This is a genomic window from Marinomonas fungiae, from assembly GCF_001418205.1.
Taxonomy (GTDB): domain Bacteria; phylum Pseudomonadota; class Gammaproteobacteria; order Pseudomonadales; family Marinomonadaceae; genus Marinomonas; species Marinomonas fungiae.
Genome location: NZ_LIQF01000002.1, coordinates 95,056 through 116,436, shown reverse-complemented (window position 1 = coordinate 116,436; position 21,381 = coordinate 95,056). Strand labels below are relative to the sequence as shown.

General features: G+C 44.1%; 12 protein-coding genes. 7 read left to right on the top strand and 5 right to left on the bottom strand.

All coding sequences use genetic code 11. The annotated features are described in order from the left end of the window. The first annotated feature begins 108 nt into the window (after positions 1-108). Entirely contained in the window at positions 109-909 is an 801-nt protein-coding gene (locus tag ASC49_RS03020) for a SapC family protein (protein ID WP_055461740.1), read from the top strand. A 380-nt stretch (positions 910-1,289) separates the two neighbouring features. Here ASC49_RS03020 and ASC49_RS03015 read toward each other — a convergent pair whose 3' ends face one another. The 4 genes from ASC49_RS03015 to ASC49_RS03000 all read right to left on the bottom strand — a co-directional run bounded on the left by ASC49_RS03015 (position 1,290) and on the right by ASC49_RS03000 (position 10,537). After that, positions 1,290-5,876, bottom strand: a complete 4,587-nt coding sequence (locus ASC49_RS03015; protein ID WP_055461739.1) for a beta strand repeat-containing protein — start codon at positions 5,874-5,876, stop codon at positions 1,290-1,292. A gap of 412 nt (positions 5,877-6,288) precedes the next feature. After that, positions 6,289-7,209, bottom strand: a complete 921-nt coding sequence (locus ASC49_RS03010; protein ID WP_055461738.1) for a PIG-L deacetylase family protein — start codon at positions 7,207-7,209, stop codon at positions 6,289-6,291. 33 nt (positions 7,210-7,242) lie between these two features. Beyond that, positions 7,243-9,516 (bottom strand): GNAT family N-acetyltransferase, encoded by a 2,274-nt coding sequence (locus ASC49_RS19860; protein ID WP_072242032.1) that lies wholly within the window; start codon positions 9,514-9,516, stop codon positions 7,243-7,245. Further along, positions 9,506-10,537, bottom strand: a complete 1,032-nt coding sequence (locus tag ASC49_RS03000; protein WP_211262005.1) for an ABC transporter permease — start codon at positions 10,535-10,537, stop codon at positions 9,506-9,508. Before ASC49_RS03000 ends, ASC49_RS19860 begins: the two co-directional genes overlap by 11 nt. On the opposite strand from ASC49_RS03000, the gene ASC49_RS02995 reads away from it, so the two are divergent. Together ASC49_RS02995 and ASC49_RS02990 are read left to right on the top strand one after the other, a co-directional pair. After that, positions 10,518-11,615, top strand: a complete 1,098-nt coding sequence (locus ASC49_RS02995) for a glycosyltransferase family 2 protein (protein WP_055461736.1) — start codon at positions 10,518-10,520, stop codon at positions 11,613-11,615. The genes ASC49_RS03000 and ASC49_RS02995 overlap by 20 nt on opposite strands. After that, positions 11,512-13,836 carry a glycosyltransferase gene (locus tag ASC49_RS02990; RefSeq protein WP_141656783.1) on the top strand — a complete coding sequence of 775 codons (2,325 nt, stop codon included), beginning with the start codon at positions 11,512-11,514 and terminating at the stop codon, positions 13,834-13,836. The genes ASC49_RS02995 and ASC49_RS02990 overlap by 104 nt, the downstream gene beginning before the upstream one ends. A 35-nt stretch (positions 13,837-13,871) precedes the next feature. On the opposite strand, the gene ASC49_RS02985 is transcribed toward ASC49_RS02990, so the two are convergent. Beyond that, positions 13,872-14,570 (bottom strand): Crp/Fnr family transcriptional regulator, encoded by a 699-nt coding sequence (locus ASC49_RS02985; protein WP_055461734.1) that lies wholly within the window; start codon positions 14,568-14,570, stop codon positions 13,872-13,874. A gap of 334 nt (positions 14,571-14,904) precedes the next feature. Here ASC49_RS02985 and ASC49_RS02980 point away from each other — a divergent pair, with 334 nt between their 5' ends. From ASC49_RS02980 to ASC49_RS02965, 4 genes are all read left to right on the top strand, one after another. Then, a complete protein-coding gene (locus ASC49_RS02980; RefSeq protein ID WP_055461733.1) occupies positions 14,905-16,368 on the top strand; it encodes a FecR family protein in 1,464 nt (487 codons plus the stop codon). Positions 16,369-16,402: 34 nt separating this feature from the next. Beyond that, positions 16,403-18,373: a CHASE2 domain-containing protein gene (locus tag ASC49_RS02975; protein ID WP_055461732.1), complete on the top strand. Its 1,971-nt coding sequence runs from the start codon at positions 16,403-16,405 to the stop codon at positions 18,371-18,373. 69 nt (positions 18,374-18,442) lie between these two features. Continuing rightward, positions 18,443-19,747: a tetratricopeptide repeat protein gene (locus tag ASC49_RS02970; protein ID WP_055461731.1), complete on the top strand. Its 1,305-nt coding sequence runs from the start codon at positions 18,443-18,445 to the stop codon at positions 19,745-19,747. 545 nt (positions 19,748-20,292) lie between these two features. Then, a complete protein-coding gene (locus tag ASC49_RS02965) occupies positions 20,293-21,360 on the top strand; it encodes a phosphatase PAP2 family protein (protein WP_055461730.1) in 1,068 nt (355 codons plus the stop codon). The last annotated feature ends 21 nt before the right edge of the window (positions 21,361-21,381 follow it).

The window sequence follows — 21,381 nt, the reverse complement described above, 5'->3', positions numbered from 1 at the left end:
GTCAGACATGGCCCCGTTTTTCTTCTTGTGCCCTTATAACATTTCACCCATACCTTAATTCGCGTTACACTGAGCGTTATTTATTTTTGACGCACTGGAGAATTTGAAATGCCCACATGGCAAGTTGTCAGCAAACAAAATCACGCCAATGCCGGTTGGACATCCCCAACGGACTATCGTCAAACAAAACACCTAAGCGTTATCCCCGCGCTGGCAGGAGAATTCGGCCATTTGATTCCGACCTACCCTATGGCATTTTTAAAAAACAGCACTGGGAAATTTCAGCTGTGTGTTTTACTGGGTCTCAAAAAACATTGCAATGCCTTTTTAGACCTTAATAACCGTTGGACGGCACAATATGTACCCGCCAACCTGCGCAGCTACCCATTTAGCCTAATGGAAAGCAGCAACGGCCAACAAGTACTCGCAGTTGATGCTGATTCTGACTTTTTCCATATAGAAGCTCAAACCAATGATAAGCCCGTACTTAATCAAGCGGGTACAGCGCACGACAGCCTTAAAGAATTAATTCAGTTTATGGGCCAGCGTCACATACAACAATTACAAACAGACCATGCTGTTGATTTATTGGCTCAGCATCAAGTGCTCAAAGAATGGCAAGAGTCGGTTATAACGGAAGATGGCTCATCTGAACAGACCGTGTTAAAAGGCCTGTACTGCTTCGATGAAAAAGCGCTACAGCATTTAGACGGTGATGCCTTACAGACATTAGCCAGCAAGGGCGCCTTAGGTGTTGCCTACGCTCAGTTATACAGCCAAACACGTCTAAAGTACTTAGTAAAACGTCAACAATGGCATGATAAACAAACTCACTCAGCACAAACCAGCAATGTTGACCTTGATAAGCTATTTGGCGAAAGTGATAGCGACGACTTGTTCACCTTCTAAGCAGCTCTCAAACATCAGCCAGCGCTGTACTCATGCGGCACTGGCTATGCCACGCAGTATTCTGCGTTAATTTTTTGCCATCATCCTGCTTCACATTATCCTCTCCTAGCACCGAACAGATCAGATCAGATATTCTTCTAACCGAAACGGCAAACCATCCAATTGCTCTGCCCTTGGGGGAGCGACAAATGGCCACAAGTAAGACTGATTGAGCGAGATTCTTTTTCAATCTATCAATCTATTGAGGCGGGTGGCTTAGACATGCGTGATATTTAATCCTACAGAAAATAAAAAAGCCCCATCACCGAAGTGACAGGGCTTTATGCTTTAACCGAGGGCTATCCTAAGATAACCCTTGGCATCTTTCTCAAAGAGAGGGATTAAGCGAAGTTAGCGGCAGTCAGAGCAGTCTGCTCTGCACCGAAGTCGATAACACCAAGCATCTCAACAGTGAACTCTGAACCATCAGCAGCGGCTGCGTTAGTTTCAACAGAGAACACCTTGTATTCGCCAGCGTTCTGATCATTCTCAACCATAAGGATAGAGCTGATACCTGTACCAACTAGGTTAGTAGGATCTGCAACTGCAGTAGAACCACCGTTTAGGAAGTTACCGTATGCAGCAGTAGAACCTTCTAGAGCAGCATCGATATCAGCTGCATCTAGTAGAGCCCAAGTCTCGTTCAGAGAACCAGAGATATCTTGTGCAAAGTCGTTAATGATCACAACTTCGTTAGAACCTAGGTTCAAGTTAGCCGCTGCAGAGACAACACTAACAGTCGTTGCTGTAGTGATCGCAGACTCTGTAGAGCCAGAAGTTGAAGTTTGATCATCCAACCAAGCAGTGAAGTCCAAAGTATCGCCCGCAAGAGTAATACCAGAACCTGTCTGACCTTGAGTCACTGTCAGTGCATCAGCAATTGCAGTGTCAACAGCACCGTCTACGTAAGTTGTAGACTCAACAGCACCCAGCGCAGCTGACTTAGCTAGAGTTACAGTACCGTCAGCGTTATCAGTCACTGTCCAGTTAGTATCAAGTGCCGCATCCAATGCTGCAGCTGCTTTCGTTGCAACAGAGATTGCAGAATCACCCGCCAACAATGCAACATCAATCTGCTGAGCATCTGTAGTTGCATCACCATCGTGGTCAACGAATAGAGAAAGCGTACCCGCTTCGTCCGCTGCAGTGAAGGTCAATACGTCATCGCCTTCTGCAACAGCTGCAGCCGCATCAACACCATCCTGACCTGCAGTTACTGCGGTACCAACAGCACCAAAACCTGGTGTAGCAGTTGTGTTATCAGTAATGGCTGAACCAGTGAAATCACCAGCAACGATATTAGCGATATTGCCAGCAGTGTTTGCAGTAAACTGTACCACACCTGCACTGTAGTCATAGTCAGTTACAGTAAAGTTGGCGTAAGTGCCAGCAGCTACTTGTTGAGCGATTTCATCAACTTCAACAGCACCTGAGCCGTCAGTGTCTGCAAGAGTAATGGTTGTACCATCGAAAATGATCTCTTGACCAATGACAGCATTATCGACATCTGCAAATGCAACGTTTGTTACTTCAGCTACTGCATCTACAGCAGCAACAGCAGCACCACCTGTAGTGGTTTGAGTCATAGTTGCATCAGTTGCAATAAACTCAGCCACTTCAGTAGTTGCTACGTTACCTTCTGATGCGTCGTAGATCAAAGTAATGGTAGTGCTAGTTCCACCAACGTTAGATGCCACTACGTTAGTAGTTACACCAAGGCCGTTAACAGCAGCTACAATAGCGTTAGAGATAGCTTGATCGTCGTCATTTGTATTGATGGCAACCAAAACAACTTCGCCAGTACCAAGAGTGATCTGAAGACCACCATTGTTATCTGTTTCACCAGCAGAAACGCCAGTAACATCGATTGTTTGAACTTCGTTTTGTCCGCCAACCGCTGTTGAAGCAGCATCAAAGTTAAGAACAGATACTTTGTCCCAGTTATCAGAGAACACTAGCGTATCAGAAGAATCCTGATCAGTGTCTAGTACAACTAGATCATTCGCACCAGTACCCATGTCAATGATAGCGCGTGAAGTAGCGTTTGTGTTGTCAGTACCTTCAGTTGCATTCACAACCAAGTTAACTGCAACGTTACCTTCTTCGTCTAGGTTACCGTCGATGTTGCTAAGAACCGCAAGCAGATCTGCCTCAGGTGTTACCGTGCCGATAACCGCTGAATCTGCAACAGCACCTGTTGCTAGCAAGCCAGCTTCTAGTGCACTGTACTCTGTAGGTGCAATCGTCACATCACCTGCTACAGCAGTTGCAGCAGCAACAACAGTAGGCTGGTTAATGCTGATCGCTAGGTTGTATGCACCCTGCACATTAGATGTGATAGTCAGTTGCTGAGAATCTTCACTACCGTCATTTACTTCAGTTGATAGTAGACGAGACAGCTCTGGGTTAGCTTCGATTACTGCGATAATCGCGGCATTGATGTCAGCCTGAGTCGCAACAAAGTTGTTAGCTGCAGTCGTTGGGATCACTAGAGATTGCTGGAAGCCTGCAAAGTTTACCGTTACAGTTGCTTCGTATAGAACGCGTGCATTCCAAGAACCATCAATGCTGTCGCTACCAGTACCTAGAGTCCACTCACCAGCTTCACCGTTACCAGTACCCTCTGCATTATCAGCGTCAACCACAACGAAGTCAGAGCCAGAACCAGCGTTTACTTTTGTGATGATTTCAGTATTCAGGTATAGCGTGTCATCACCAGAACCTAGATCAACGTTAACGTTGTCTAGTGCCAGTACTGTCGCATCAGAAACACCAGTAGTACCTGTCAGAGTAGCAGTGTCGTCACCAGCACCCATTGATAGAGTGAAGCTTTCACCTACAGCATCTACAGAATCGCCATCAAGGTTAGCTGTAACGGTGTCATCACCTTCGCCCATAGAGATGCTGTATGCTTTGCCAGAAGATACCGAATCCTCTTCAGAAGACGACCAGTTGTAAGAGTCGTTACCAGAACCGAAGATAGACGTAACTGCTTGCTGACCAGTAAGGTCAGACATTGCTAGAGAGAAGTCACCAGTGAATGCAGACGCATCGATCAGTTCTAGCTCTTGGCCTTCACCTAGTAGGTTACGTACTGTTAGAGATGCACCGTCGAAGTCTGTTTCGTCGTTTTTAACGTAAACAGTTGTTAGTGCACCGTTAGTAGACTTGATCGTACCTAGGTTAGAAGGACGAGACTCGTCACCGCGAACGTCGATGTAGAACACTTCGATGCCGTCAGTTTGGTCAACATCAGTACCAGTGTTATTGTTAGGGCCAGAAGTTTGGTCTTTCGCACCGATGGTTAGATCACCACCGTCTGCATCACGACCTACTTTGTCTAGCTCGATGTTGATGCTTAATGGGTTTTCAACAGTGCTTGCTGCTGTAGAATTGAACGAGTTGTTCATGTCTGTGTCGTAAAGCACTGTAGATTGAGAAATCTCAACACCTGCAAGCGCTTCTGAACCAGTGTTTGTCAATGTGATTGGGTAATAAACACCAGCAGAGTTACCAGTCGTGTATGAACCAACTGGGATAGAGAATACTGCAGGCTCAGTTGCGTTAATAGCAGCCGTTACCGTGCTCAGACCTTGCGCAGCTAACTGTGCGTTAATCGCGTCAACTACCGCAGCGTAAGCTGTAGTGTAGTCTAGAGCTGAGTTTGTAGCGATGTCAGTGATGTCAACGTTTACCGCTGTTTCGCCCACTGTGAATGAGATTACATCGTAACCTTCCACTGGGTTGCCGCCTTCTACGTTAGAGAATGCGTTCAACATACGGATAACAAGACCTGCACCGCCAGTAGTTTGGTCAGTGATCAAGTAATCTTCATCGATGTAAACAGTCAAGTCAGAACGATCAGAAGTAACGTTGTCGCTACCCGCTGTGTGGTCCATAACTACTGTTAGCTCAGCCGTGTTACGAGCGCTACCATTTGCCGTTAGCGTCGTTAGGTTGTCGATGATTAGATCGCCGTTTGAGTAAGAAGAACCGATCACTTGGATGTCAGTCATAAGCTGAGCATCTAGTGTGATGTCTGTGTAAGAAGATCCAAATACAGCTTCAGATTGACCAGTAGAGAACACGTCACGAGCATTGATCATAACTTCTTCGATGTTCGCAGTCTTTGGCATAACTGCTACAGTGTTGTCGCCTGTTACACCGTAGAACTCAGGAACAAGTGTAGCGAACAAAGAGTCGTAGTCGCCTTGACCATCTAGACGGTCAGCAGATGACAATGTGTTAGAGATGCCGCCTGCAAAGCTGTTTTGGCCTAGATCAGCGTAGTATACATCTGCTGCAGATGTACCACGGAATGCAGAACCCGCATCAGTTGCAGTTGTTAGGAAGAACTCAGTGCCTTCAGCGCTTGAAGAACCGCCTAGGATAGTACCGTTGTCGATTTCAGCTTTCTTAGCATCAACGGTAGCAGAGTCAGCTGTTACGCCGTCAGTTACTAGTTGCATTTGCTCTAGTGATAGACCTGCGTAGTCACCGTTTACTGCGAAGTAGTCAGCTACTGCAACTTTGTTGTTTAGCTCAGCTGCTGCTGCGCCCCATACTGCGTCGTCTTGTGGAGCAGCGGCAATAGCTTTGATTGCTTCGTATGCAGCTTGACCAGTAGAGAAACCAGCGTTGATTAGGTCAGTTACGAACTGAGCGCCATCTGCTACAGCTTGCTCTGATGTGTTACCACCTAGTAGGTTAGTGATAAAACGAGCAGAGAACTCTTCAACTGTTAGGTATGAAGGGTAAAGTGCACCGAACTCAGATGAGTTACCTAGGTTCGCAGCATACTGATCTAGCGTAGCGCCATCATTTAGACCTGTTGCCAAAGCTGAAAGTAGCTCAGACGTAGGCGCTGCGTCGAACATACCAACTACAAGCGTTAGTAGATCCGTACGTTGTTGTTGACTAATAGCCATTTATTAACTCCTTGATCAAAGGTTATTTACTAAACTTCATGCGACAGTTTTGAATCCGTCACTGCCAATTACATGAATAAGTTTTAGCTAACTTGCGCACTGTGCGCGAGTTCCTATTGCTGGTCATATAGCGCCTGCACAAGCTACAAGCTTGCTCAATAATGCAATACGCTTATGACAATTTGGTGAACACTTAATGATATCACCTAGCATGTGTTGCAGAGTAATCGAGCTACCGTCAAAAGAATGTGACGGGCATCACACGATGCTAATTTTTTTAATTACTCTGCGTTTTTTGTTTTTCTCGGTAAAAATACGCAACAAAAACAAAGATTTTTACATAGCCGCCAAGGATGTCATACATACAACACAGTAATCAATGCTTTTGTAAGGACTTACGCTAATTTTGTATTCATTTTTTTTGCACAGAAAGTCGCTTTAACCAGCTCGATAGCTTCCTCATCGGTGATGTTATGCGCCAAGAACGGCTGCTGTACATCTGCTGAAGTGCAGTTTCTAGCTGCTGGACTTGCTCCTGTTGCTCAACAAGCCGTTGCTGTAAAAGGTAAGTGTACTGTTCGGCATTTTTTAACGCTAGGGTGGTTTGAGTCGGTGCATATTCTTGTAATAAAGGCTCTAGTTCCGCCACATCGACACTGTAAAATGCTTCTGCATACTGTGTGTCCAACCCGAGGGTATAGGTGCGATAAATATTTAGACCATTGATTTGCTCGGCATAATGCTGGGACGCCAATTGCGATAGGAAGCACTGCATGGCTTGCCATTTTAGGGATTTAAAAGCGGTGACATCTTCTATGACATTGGCAATTAGCGGTACGCCTATTTCATAGAAGCAAAGGCGCTTAACGCTTGGTAGTGTTTGCGCCAAGCGAATCGCTATTTCAGCTGTCGCCCGATGATCTCGGTGCATTTCCCAAATGGAAGGCGCGACGATGGTCGTCGGCTGCCACGCTTGTAAGCGCTCGGCCAGCTCGGAGGCGATCATGACGTTATCCCATAACTCACCGTCTTGCGCATTGAGAAACTCGGGCTCAGGTAGCCCAAGCACTTTGGCAGCTGCTTTTGATTCATTAGCACGAAGCAAGGCTTTCGCCAGACGCTTTTGCTCGGCATCTGACTGGTCTGAGAATTCGTTGCGCACAACACCCGCCGTCAAAACAAAGCTTTTTACTTGCTTACCTTGGGCTTGCCATTTGCTCGCACTGGCGCCACAGCCAAATATTTCGTCGTCTGGATGAGGGGCCAAGATGGCTATGCGCTCCCCAACGACAGCCGTGCCTGCATGGTAGGGGGTGAAAAATCGTTCAAACACGTTTAGTTCCGTTGCAAAAAAGAGATGCCAAGCTTATCGAAAATCGCTGTCGCCACCCATGAGCCACCAGTTGCCAACAGCGACTTGTGTGTGCTCTGGGTTATCTAGCCCATTCCCTGGCACGACGACATCTGTCTCTAACAGTGCTGGGCAAGTCTGTGTCAGCCATTGACTCACATTCGCTGTTAACCACGCGTACACTTTTGCCCTGTGCAACTGGGTCGCCAGCTGCTGGGCAGCGTTGATCACTAGGGCCGCATGTTGAGGCTCACATACAAAGTCCAGTAGCTCGATATGATCCGCTTCTGGGTGGTCTTTCGTTACGATTAGACCAATCGGCGCTCTGTGACTGCTTTGCCAGTCATTTAAACCAATAAAATGGAGCTGATATTGGTCATGGGGCTTTTCTAAAAAGCGGTAGCGCATCCAACTCTGATCTTTTAGACCGACTAGATAGGTACCCATGTGCTGGGACATCTTAAGCCAAAGTTGGTCAATTAATTTTCCTTGTTCCACACTGCCATCCCAAACCGCCATAGTGAAAGAGTCGGATTCGGCGGGGGGAGCTGGCCAAGTGGCTTCTAATATCTTATCGAATTTGGCGTATAACTTATGTCGCTCACCAACTCGTAGATGTCGATAGTTTGGAAAACCAAAGGCAAATTCATAATCTCGACCTTGTCCAATAGTATCCGCCATAAAAGGCAGTACACAGCGATAAAATGGTCCAGTCTTACTGAGTACACCGCGGTGGGAGGTTTGCACCATCACATCGCCTATTTGACAAAACGTCGATGGTCTCCCCTGCACTAGACCTTGCCTAGGCGCGCCGCCGCAAAAGGCGACGATTTCATTCCCTTCTGTGACCACAAAACCCGCACTATCGGTATGGCGATATTTCCAGTTCCAAGTACTCTTATTAAGCTGTTGCTGAAAAGCGTCTTGGTAGACACGTTGCAACTGTGCGAAATCTTCCGCTCTGGCAGGACGTGTTTGCCAGCGGTCGGAAAGCGCTCCGTGCTTGACGGTTGCGGTTTCAGCGATGCGAGGCTGGGGGGTAGTCACTTGCCAAGAGTGAGGCAGCATGACCAGTCCGCGCTCTTGATTGGCTTGGGTCACGTCTAATGTGACAACCGGGTCTGCTTCATCGTGTAGAAACAACCCACGTTGACAGAAAAGCAACACGCCCACGTAATAGGTGCCCTTTAATAAAGGCAATTTTGGTAAGTGCAATCGAACTTGTCCATTACCATGTCGATCTACACTCGGTTTGACGCCGGTTGTCCATGCCGCGCAGCTGGTTATCAATTGCCCTGCCGCATTGTGTACCGCAATCGCTATCTGAGGGGTTTCGTTTTTAAGCGTTGATACAAATTGAATATCCAGCGTGAGATCCGTGACACAACTTTCGATAGCGAGCCGTTCACCTTGCTCTTGAAGTGTTGAAGCAAGCACTTTTTTAATACGGGCATACTCTCCTTTAGGAGGCTCTTCTAGCATTGGCTTATCTTCCAATACCGTATCACGGGGCTCCAGTACATCTTCTGGCGTCGAGTCAGGTTGATGACTCAGTCGATCAAGAAACGCCTGATAGTCTGCCACCAGTTTTACCGGCTCTCCCATCTTAATAAGGCGACCTTTTTCTAACCAAATCGCTTTGGAGCATAACACTTCAATCTGATAAAGGGAGTGGGAGCAAAATAAGATGGTAGCGCCTCGTTCTTTCATCGCCATAATGCGCTCAAATGATCGTCTCGCGAAATCCCCATCACCGACGGATAGCGCTTCGTCAATAATAAGAATGTCTGGCTCAATACTGGTGGCGACAGAGAACGCTAACCTTACATACATGCCGCTTGAATAGGTTGAGACCGGTTGGTCGATAAAGTTTCGCACGCCAGCAAAGTCTATAATGCCTTCAACTTTATGCTCTATTTCTTGCTTAGGGACACCCATGATGGAAGCGGAGAGGTAAATATTTTCTCGGCCTGTAAATTGGGGGTTAAAACCAGCGCCTAACTCTAACAAGGCTGCAATTCGACCATTTACCGCCACGTTTCCTGAAGTCGGAGTCAATGTGCCACAAATCAATTGCAGTAGCGTTGATTTCCCTGCGCCATTACGCCCGACAATGCCCAACACCTCCCCTTTAGGTAGACTAAAGGACAGGGGTGATAAGGCTTGATACTCGCGGAAATACTGGCGTTTACCACGAAAGAGCATTTGCTTTAAACGGTCTTGGGGGCTGTCATATAGCTGATAGCTTTTTGACACCTGTTCGATACTAAGGGCAAGCTCATAGGACATCGGCAAACCCTCGTTTAAGTTTATGAAAACACGCAGCCCCTAATACCATAACGATAAAAGAGACTAAGAGATAAAGAATAAGGGCTAGCCAATCTGGCCAGTACCCAATCATTACTGCATCACGAATGGCTTCTATAGGCAATACTAATGGGTTAATCCAAATAATTGCTTGGATTGCTTCAGGCAATGAGGAAGAAGGATAAAATATCGGCGATAAGAACATTAGCGGTGTCAGTACCAATGTCACAATCTGAGCCAAATCGCGCAGATAGACACCTAACGCCGACAATCCCCAACTCAAACCTAGCAGCATAGGAAATGCCAGCACAAATACGAAGGGCAAGGACAAAATATGAATACTTAGCTCTAACCTCATAAAGTAAGCCGCTACGACTAATACCCCTAAGCTAACCACGGCAAAAATATAGGCAGTTAAGACATTCACCCATGCCAGCACTGGTAGCGGAAATATGACTTTTTTCACCATATTAGGCTGCTCCACTACCAGACTAGAAGCTCGACTCAATACCTCTGAAAATAAGTTAAACACCAATAACCCTGAAAAGATCTGCAAGGCAAACTCGATGTTATTGGCATCTTCATTCCCCGGCCACTTGGCTTTCAAGACGGATTTAAATACAAATGTATAAACGCTTAGCATTAATATCGGGGTGATAAACACCCAAGCCAACCCAAGGATAGAGCCTTTGAATCGTTGTAAGACCTGACGTTTTGTTAGTTGTACTATAAGCTGGCGCTGCTGTATTGGTAATGCATACTGCCAGAACCACTTGGTCGATATCATAAAGACCATCCAATCCACACGAAAATGGCCGCTAAGATACCACTGGGAGCTTAGCTGCGCAAAGTTACAATACTCATTAGGGTGGTATGTTTTTACGTAAACGGCTACCATTTCGCGTTTTGCTAAGGATGGGAATTCCCCTAGGTAGGCTGGTAATGGCTTTAAATCATGCGTTTGTAAAAATTGGTTGTCTTTCATGCCAAAAGTAAGTGTCATAGTAAGAACAAAAAATCGCCCAGATTTTCTCGAGGACGCTGTTCAATCTGTATTGGCCCAAACCTATAGACCTCTTGAGTTGGTTGTTATCAACGATGGAGGAGAAGATGTGCTTACGTTGCTCAATACTCTGGTAGACAAAACACATGACGTAGAACTTAATTACGTAGCGCATGAACAAAGTCAGGGGCGCACCCAAGCCGCTAATGCTGGTTTGCTTTGCGCAACAGGCGAGTTCTCCATTTTCTTAGATGACGACGACTACTTTGATCCAAGCCACATTAGTAAGCTCGTTCAAGCACATATTTCGGTATTTCAAGATAACAACATCCTTGGCGCCGTACACTGCCGGGCTCGTGCAGTCCATATAGATGGACAAGGCGAAGAACAACTGTTATCGCTTCAAGGAGGCCCGTTGGCTAAGGATCAGCTATTTTATCAAAATCTGATGCCTATCTTGACGGTACTTTTCCCCACTCGCGTTCGAGAATTAGGCACTACGTTTGATGATTCGATTGATCTTTTCGAAGATTGGGATTTCTGGCTGCAATTCAATCGCGTTGGTCGTTTTCACTTTATTGATGAAGTTACTTGCGCTTACCGAATACACTTAAATCAGTCAGGGGCTCAAGAACAGGCCAAGCAAGAAGCAGCCTATGAGACGATCTATAACAAGTGGCTTCCTAGCCTTACGCACAAAGAGCTCACGCTACTGCTTGCAAAAACGCATCAGTGGCACGAATTAAGAGTCGCTGCCCTACAAGACCAAAATACCAAAGAGCTATCTCGTATTGGTGATCTTCATTCGTTTGCGCTAAAAACTATTGCCGATAAAGATCAAGATATTGCTCATTTGACGCGCATTTATCAAAGAGTCGAAAAAGAGTGTCAAGAAAAGGAAGCTGCGCTTAAATCTGAGAAAAAGAAAAATTTAGACTACAAGCATTATCAAGCAAGCTTAAGAAAGGAGGAGCGTGAAATTCAACGCTTACGACGCCCCCACCCTCTTTACTTTTTATACCGTTGCGGAAAATCAGCTATCCATTTCTGCCGCAATATCTTTAAACGTCATAACTGAGGAATTCATGAACCACCCCATTGATGTCATTGTGCCGGTCTACCGAGGCCTCCAAGATGTAATTGATTGCCTTGATAGCGTTAATGCCTCTACCAATAAGGTAGACTTTGATCTAATTGTCATTGATGATTGTTCACCTGATCCTCAAGTAAGCGAGCTACTTAAGCAACGGGCAAGTACTGGTGAGTTCACTCTTTTGGTCAACGAGCAAAACCTTGGCTTTGTGGCAACCGTTAATCGAGGTATGCAGCTTCACCCGGAACGCGATGTTTTATTGCTTAACAGTGATACCATCGTTGCAAACGACTGGTTAGACCGCATTCACAAAGCGGCTTATGCTTCTGAGAACATCGGAACGGTCACTCCCTTTTCAAATAATGCGACTATTTGTAGTTATCCTTATTTTTGCAAAGATAACACCATTCCGAACAACACTCCCTTAGAGCGTCTGGACCTTTTATGTGCAGTGGTCAACTCGGAGCAATCCGTGGAAGTCCCTACTGGGGTTGGGTTTTGTATGTATATTCGTCGCGCCTGTCTGGATGCCGTGGGTTATTTTGATGTCGAGACATTTGGCAAAGGCTACGGTGAGGAAAACGATTTTTGTCAACGCGCCATTAAAGCCGGCTGGCAAAATCGCTTTGCGCTCGATGCTTTTATCCATCATACAGGCAATGTGAGTTTTGGGGATGAGCACAATGAATTAAAACACGGCGCTTTAGCTAAGCTTGTTAAGAGGCACCCGGAATATGAGCGCGATGTCCATTTACATATAGCCGAGGATCCTGCAAAAGAAGCGCGCGTTAAACTCTGGCTTGCTTCGCTTATCGCTGGAACTCTGCCTATTGTCCTACATGTCACCCATAATCGTGGCGGCGGTACGCTTCGCTTTGTAGAAGAGCTTGCTAACGATCTGAGTAATCAAGCTTACTCTTTGATGCTATTACCCAGTGTTAAAAAACCAGGATACCTAGCGTTGACAATAGCCAAGTCAAGCAGTGATGGTTCAGCTCCTGAGGAGTCTGAATATACTTTGTTTTTTAACGCAGAATCGCAGCAACAAGAGTTAAAAACCGTTTTACAACAATTGCCTATTCGAAACATGCACTTCCATCATCTTTTAGGTCTACCTGATTGGATTATGGATTTACCTCGCTCCGGTGGCTATCCTTGGCTCGTTAGCCTTCATGATTATTACTATTTGTGCCAATCAATCTCTCTTACCAATGAGAAAGACCTCTTTATTGGTCATTTAGAAGCCCAGAATAACTCGCAGTGGTCTAATCGATTCAAGGCTTTTATAGAAGGTGCTGATCTGTGCATTGCGCCAAGCAATGCCTGCTTAGCATTTTACCAAGAGACTTTTCCTAAGGCCCACCTCTCTACGGTATACCATGAACAAGGGAAGCATCTATTGAATCGGGCGTTTTCTGCCTCTCCTATTCAATACCCTTTAGAACGCCCTTTAAAAGTAATCATTATTGGCGCGCTGAGCAAAATAAAAGGGGCTGATCTACTTGAAAAGGTTGCTCTTCAATGCGCCAAACAGAATGTAGATGTTGAATTTGAGCTTATTGGCTACAGTTATCGAGACCTAGCTAGCAAGCCCAAAAGCAAGTTGACGGTCAGTGGTCAATATGACGATGAAACACTCGTTGCTTTATTAAAAGAAAAACATGCTAACAATGAAGCGGATCTCGTCTGGTTTACGGCGTTATGGCCTGAGACATATAGCTATACATTGAGTAGCGCTATTGAGGCGGGACTTCCTGTTGTCGTTCCCAATATAGGCGCGTTCAGTGAGCGGGTGTATGGCAGAGAGAACAGCTGGATTGTGCCGTGGGATATGCCTGCTGAAAGCTTCACAGCTCTCTTTAAACAATTGTCAACTTCTAGTGATCTGACCGAATTAGAATTTGTTGAGTCGAAAATGATCGAGCCAGCCTCTCCTTCAAATATCTATCAGACAGACTACTTCTCTTTGATTCAAAAGGGTAAGCCATTCAGCAACGATTACTCAGACGTTGATAAGAATAACATCGACAAGTGGATTAAGCTTGTATCCAGATATAATGATGATAGCGTCACAGTCGAGCAGAGCCTGCGCAAGGGAACCCTTAAAGCCTTGTATTACCTTCGAAGCGCTCCAGCATTACGTCCGGTATCTAGGTTAATCCCATTAACTTTACAACGAAAGATTAAAAATCTCTTGTCACACTAATTGAAGCCTGAAAACTTGAAGAAGGTGACGAAACTTTATCCGTCACCTTCTTCAAATAATGATCGTAGTGCCATCTCATTTAAGATTAACAGCCGGGAAGTCCCATCTCGTTTTACTATTTCTTGTGTTTGTAAGGTTTGAAATACACGCGTGACCGTCTCACGGCTCAGGTTGAGCATAATGCCAAGCTCCTGGTGTGTCGGCGGATAAGCGATAATCCCATCCTTTCTGTTTGCTTTATCTTGCTCTTCAAGCATCATCCATAATTGCCCACACACTCGGGCAACGGTGCTGGATAAACCAAGCAACGCTCTTTGAGCAGACAGCTGCCTCACTCTGCTTGCCATCCGTACAAACAAGCTTTCGACCATTTTCTGACTACTCTGTATAGCGACTCTTACCGCTGCAGCAGGGATCAAGATAATTTGAGATTTAGCCAGTGCAATAACGCTTTCAGGTTGACCTTGAGCATCATAAAGCCCCAACTCACCGCAGAAGTCACCAGGCTCGACAAAGTAGAGCCCTACTTCACGACCGTCTAGCGTAAAGTCTACCCCTTGTAAGCGGCCATCAAACAGAAAGCACAGATAGTCCGAGGCCGTGCCACCACTGACAATCACTGCGCGTCTACTGACATTCTTCAGAGAGGACTGTAACGCTAATTGCTCAAGCTCATGATCTGGAAGGCTTTGCAATATTGGAAAGCGTTTTAAGAGTTCAACCGTTACCGGCATATCACGCCCAATTTTGATCGTTCATAATTTGCGAGAGATTCATGGTTTCATTATTCAAATGTATATGGTGCCAGTCGAGCGGCTGACATTTAACCTGATTTTTTATCCACATGCCATAGAGAGCGGCATCAAATTGCCCACAGGCACACGAACAGCTTCCTCATTGGGGATAACTTGGTCCCTGTAGAATCAGTGAACACCTCATTTTCTGGAATACTTATTCATGTGACTGCAATCACTTCTCTTCTATATTTACAGCGTATTATTTACCCTATCTTTAAACTGTTTCCATGAGATAAAGTAGTTTTACGGACACTCAAGGCGGATAGAAAACATGCACTTTTTAAGCACTATCAAGTTTTATGCCAATCTTTCTTTGGTCAGCCTGTCTTTGCTGACCTTTGCACATGCCACACCTCAAGAAAGTGCTGGGATAGTCACGTTCATGCTTGGCAAGGCTTATTTAAATAATGAACTAGTTCATGTTGGTACAGAAATCAATCAAGGCGACACGCTAGAGACCCTAAGTAATGGGCATGTTCATATTCGTTTTGTTGATGATGCATTGGTTAGTGTTCGTCCGAGTAGCAAACTGTCTATTGATCATTATGCATACAATGCTCAAACGCCAAGCGAATCCGTTATAAAATTTGATTTGAAAGAAGGCATTATTCGCTCGATATCAGGCAAAGGAGCAAAATCCGCACGAGATAAGTTTCGCCTGAATACACCAATCGCGGCGATAGGTGTTAGGGGGACAGACTTTGTCGTAAAAGCCTCTAACAAGTTAGTTCAAGCGGTTGTTAATGAAGGCGCTATTGCTGTGGCACCATTTTCGTCAAGTTGTGATGCGAGTGCCTTTGGGCCTTGCAGCGAAGCAGTTGAGTTAGATGGAACATCTAAGCAATTACTTGAACTCAATACGCTCTACAGCACACCTAGGCTCATTCCTCTCTCTGCCTCCATTGAACTGGCCTCTGAGCTGTTTAAATCTGAACTAACTAACAGCCAGAGCAATACTGAAGACACTGAAACAGAGTCTTCTGAAAAAGATCAAAATGCCAAGGATTCTAGCAACAATACTAATAATGCTAAGAGCAATTCTGGTACCGATACGACGAGTGGCACCAGCAATAACAGCAGTTCATTTGACTCGCCTTTTTCAGAAGCAATGTCAGAAACAGAAGTAAAACAAATTATTGCGGACCATGTTGCAAAAAACAGCGTGGATCAGTTAACAACTTCGCCAGTTTCTACCAAGTTGGCTTGGGGAAGATTTTCTTCGTTTGGTAAAGTCTACCAAGACACTAAGAATGACACTTTGATTTATGAGAGTTACCTTGATGCAGCAGAGGGCAGAGAAAGCCTTCCCGTTGCAGCACTTTTAGGGGCCGCAAATGGACTTCCAAATGCCACGGCTCTTTTCAGAAGTGGCTCAGATCGATCAAGCATCGACTATAGTCTAGGCAACGTTGATTTTGACCTCAAAGCGAGTCAGGTGAATTTATATATGCCAGATGGCGGCGTAGAAGAGATGGATATTACGGATAGTTTTTTATCTGTTGATTTTACAAAAGGAAGTTTTAATACGGGCCTCACGTTGAATAGCCTTATCACATCAAAAGTGAAATTCAATATGAGCGGCTCGATTAACTCGAATGGTGAGTTGTTTCCAGGAAGTTCTGATTCCACTAGACATTTTAGCGGAGCCACTACACTGGAAGGAGATGAGGCAGGATACCTTTTCTATAAAGAAATTGAAGCAGGGATGATCGAAGGCGCCACTATTTGGCATTAATTACCATTAACCGCAGCCAGCCCTATTTCGTATTATGAAACTTTTACGTAACACATCAACTTCGACCCATGCCCGCCTGCCTTTCCAGCTAGGCTTGCTAGCACTTGCTTGTGCCATGGTTGTTTTTCTAAGTTTTGTGTTCCCTAACGTGAATTATGAATACGATGAAAAAGGCGGCTCTTTATTATGGTCATTATTACCTGATCAGGAACGTGAAGAGCGCATTGTTATTGTTGCTATTGATGAGAAGAGCCTATCAGAAGTAGGCTCTTGGCCTTGGTCGAGAAATACCATGGCTGAGTTATCAGATAAGTTGGCCGATTATGGCGCGGCTCTGCAACTGTTTGATATCGTGTTCCCCGAAACCAAACTTGGCGACCAAGCTTTTTCTCAAGCTTTAGCGAGAAATAATGTCGTACTAGCGCAAATACCTATTTTTGAAGGGGATTCTTCTCTTCGTAGTGGCGAGCTTTCTGGGGCCCTAGCATCAACACGTTGTGAGTTTCCTATACCTAGAGCAAGCAGCTACCTTGCCAACACTCCTGCCCTTAATGCTAAAAGTGTTGGACATATTACTCCGATTGTTGACGCTGATGGTGTTATCAGAAAACAACCGCCTTTAGTTTGTATTGAAGGTAGAGTTTATCCTTCTTTGGCCCTGCAGGGTCTATTAAGCAGCCTAGGTAAGAAAGACATTTCTTTATCGATTAAACAATATTCTGGACTGTTTTCTTCTCCCCAGAATGTAGAGATAGATTCCTATTTTGGGCTTTCTATTCCTCTCGATAATCAGGGCAATATGCGTCTTTCTTACCGACAAAGCCCTGATAGTTTTCAAGTAGTATCCGCTGCTAGCGTTTTAAATGGCTCAGCTCCAGCAGAGCTGTTAAATAATGCCTGGGTCTTGGTCGGTGCGACGGCATTTGGACTTGGCGATGTTGTTCCAACCCCTCATAGCGGTACGACACCTGGTGTTGAGCTGCAAGCTCGCTTGCTTAGTAATTTACTTGACGGACGCACACCCTATACACCAAATTATTCAAACCTTCTAAAATTTCTTTTTGGGGTGACTGCGGCAATCATTCTAATTGTGGTTGCAAAGCTTGGAAATAAAGCAGCTTCGTTACTTCTGCCCATCGTCACAGTATTGCTGCCAATTTGTGCTTGGGGTCTGCATACTTATTTATTAACTTATAGCATTTGGCTTGGATGGCTTAATCTTGCTCTGTTTTGCGCCTTTTCTGGGACACTGTTTGTGCTTGCAGATCACCAGTTGCTAAGACATCAGCATTTACGTATTTTCACTCATCTTAGTAGCTATTTACCTAAGAGTGTTGCTCAGAACTTGCTACATACATCGCCGTCTGGTGCTATCGAAGCCAAAAGACATGATTTAGTTTTGATGTGTGCAGATCTACGAAACTTTTCTGCTTATGAAGAAAGTCGCCCACCGGAAGAAGCCGCTGCACTGTTGCATTGCTTTTTCGTTGAGTCCACTCGTATTATTGAAAACCATAATGGTCAAGTTGAGGAATATAAAGGTGATTCGCTGTTGGCTAGTTGGCCTAGAGATAACGACCAGAACTCTGTTCAAAAAGCGCTTGATGCCGCAGCAGAGCTTCAGGAAATGCTCTCAAATATCCTTCCGCAAAGACCTCCTAAAGGCTTGGAGCCTTTGGCGCTAGGTATTGCAATAGAGCGTGGCCCTACGTTAGTTGGCTCCATTGGGCCTGTAAACCGCCGACACCACACATTGCTTGGTGATACGGTAACTATTGTTTTACGTATTCAAGAAATGACCCAAGACCTAGCACAACCTATTCTGATAGGAGAGTGTGCAGCAAGGGATTTAAGTGGAAATGAACTAGACTCTCAAGGCTCTTTCTTGCTTGATGGGCTGACCACTCCTCATGTATTATTCGCTCCTAAATCTCATCACGTCGATCCTTTAATGGATAGAGAAGACAGCAGAGTGTTTCGTATTGTTCGGCAACAAAGCTCTTAATTAAATTAAGATCTCTGTTTTGATGATTAGCCTAAATATATATTCAAGGATGCTATAACGGCTTATTAGATGCAGAAATCTTTTAACACTTTTATTCTTTCAGGCCTATTGATGGCTTCGGGCGTAACGTATGCCGAAGTTGAACAATGTTATGTCCCTGTATCTGTCCCTAGCTCTCCCACTACTCAACAATGGCGTGAGATTAACCATCTTCTTTCTCCGCAACTGGAGAACTGCTTGCAAAGCAGTGATTACTTTTCACTCTATGGCGCCTCCTTACTTTATCTTGGCGATGTGAAAATGGCTATTGAAATGCTTGAACGCTCCTTGCTTATTGACCCTAATAATGGTTCTGCACAGGTAGACTACGCTCAGGCTTTATATCAAAGTGGTCAATTACTTTCTGCATTGCAAATTAATGCACAGGCCATAGAGCAAGCCTCTATTCCTCCTCTCTTAAAAGAAGTACTAAAACAAAGACAAGATCTTTGGGAAAGTCAAAAATACCTTTGGAGAAATCAATTTTCGTATCTATATGGACATAGCTCAAACTTAAATAATGCTACTTATATAGACGATTATGAGTTAACTGTTCTTGGCTTTGATTTTCCCGTTAATTTGAGTGATTCATACAGACAGAAGTCTGGTAATTACCATTATTTCAGACTTTTCTCTCAGCACTATTCTTTACTGACGGAAGGCGTATCTGCTCTTAGCTTCTCAGCCCAAACTCGTGATAGTAATCTTAATAAATCGGATACAGATGAGTTTACGATCGCCTACGAGAGAAACATTGAAAAACTTCACTTTAGTTACCATTGGGAACTAGAGGCAGAGCATGTTCGCTTGGGTGACGAAGGACTTTATTCCTCTTTTGGTGGCAGCTACACATTAACACCTAGAAATAGCATAAGTTATCTGCGTCTAGAAAGCAGTCATACCCATTTTAATAGCGATCACACTCTAGATGATGTGTCATTTATGCTAGAGCCTGGCATTCTTTTATCAGATGAAAGCGTTCGCTGGGGAGCAAACCTAGGGCTTGGAATTAATTCGGCTTTAGAGGATCGGCCGGGGGCAGATAGAAACATTAAACAGCTAGAAACATTTTTGGACTTACCATTGCTAACAGGGAGGTTAACAACCAAGCTAAGCATAACAAAAACCGAGGACAATGAGGGATATCACCCGTGGCTAGCAAACAATACCCCTAGAAACACGAAAGCTTGGGCAGCTAATATCCAATATTTATACCCAATATCTAAAGACCTCACTGTTCACGCAAGTTACTACTATCGGGATCAAGAGAGCAATATTGATCTGTTCAATACAAAGAATGAAAGTATCGACCTCGGATTTACCTATAAATTTTAGTTAAGCTCGTTAAACACGCCATTTAATATCCACGCGTCGATTTAAGTAACGACCGTCAGCATCATTATTATCAGCTATAGGCGCTGTCCCCTTTTAGAAACAGGCTGGTCAAGTAATGTTCATTCGTTTTTGTCCTATGCCCTGAAGCATAACAAAGATGCGATAGATCAAAAACATTCTTAGGTGTGTTTGCCGGATGCTTACGTTACAATTGAACAGTAAGGTACAAGCCAAGTTAGTGTTATTACTATGTTTGCGTTCAAGTTCTGTATCGATAATTGGGGACAAAGCATAGTTTGGTCGAGGCGAGGCACTAAAACTAGAGACCCCCTTGCCCTGTAACTTAAATGCTGATTCAAATAGGATTGAATCCTAGTATCGTTCTCCTTCGATCAACTACTTACAGCCCATGGTCATACTTTAACTTTTTAGCAACGTTTGAGAATACCACATGTTCGAAGTTGATCTCTTAACACTGACTCAACCATGATCAATCCACTTAACACCTTAATTTAAAACTATATAAATAAAAAAGAACATTAAAAATGATTTTTTTAAATATAAAAAAATTCAAATCAACTATATATAGAGATAGAAAAATTTACTTTTCATTTCTATTTATATTCATGTCATATTCCTTATACTCTTTAACTATAAAGAACACCTTAGAAACCCCAGAAATCTATATAAAAACAATATACATAGCTGCAACAATTACTTTATCAATTTCTTCTTTTTTTTATTTTATATTTTTAATAATAAAGAAAGAAAAAAGACCTCTTGTTATATTTTTAAAGATAGCAAAAAAGCCATTCTCAAACTTAGAAGAAAGCTTAAACCTAATAATAATACTGACGTTTATATCATTGGTTTTCTCCATATATACTGACATAAAGATTTCAATACCCAACAACTTTCATTTTTATCTAGACCCTTATTTAGCTAATCTTGATAGGAAAATACACTTTGGAATCGCTCCATGGCAGATTACTCATATTATTTTTTCGTCCCCATTATCCAGCGCAATCATAAACTTACTATATAATCTTTGGTTTTTTATATGCTGGATTTTCCTTATAGTTTTTTGCTGTCTATTCAGAAACCAACAACTTAGAGAAACAACACTTATTACATTTTTATTATGCTGGATGATAAATGGCAGCCTATTTGCAACATTACTCTCATCTGTTGGCCCCTGCTTCTATGATCTGCTTTATCAAGGGGGTGATCAATTTAGTGACCTGATGCAAGTGCTTCAACAGCAGCATTCAATCCTAGAAAAGGATGGATACTTTTTAGGAATCTGGTCACTCAATACTCAGCATATGCTATGGGAGAGCTACACATCTCAATCCAGTACACTCGGTACAGGTATTTCTGCGATGCCAAGTATGCATGTTTCCATCGCAACACTCATGGCTTTAGCCACCCACTCCCTAAAAAAAGAGTTAGGCATTCTCTTTTGGGGCTATGCAATTATGATTATGATTGGATCTGTACATTTAGGCTGGCATTACGCATTGGATGGCTATATCGGAGCACTGATGACTTATGGAATCTGGCTATCTGTAGGAAAGTTTTGCAAAGATAGATCACAGCCATCCAAAAACTAGAATGATCATAAGATTAATCGT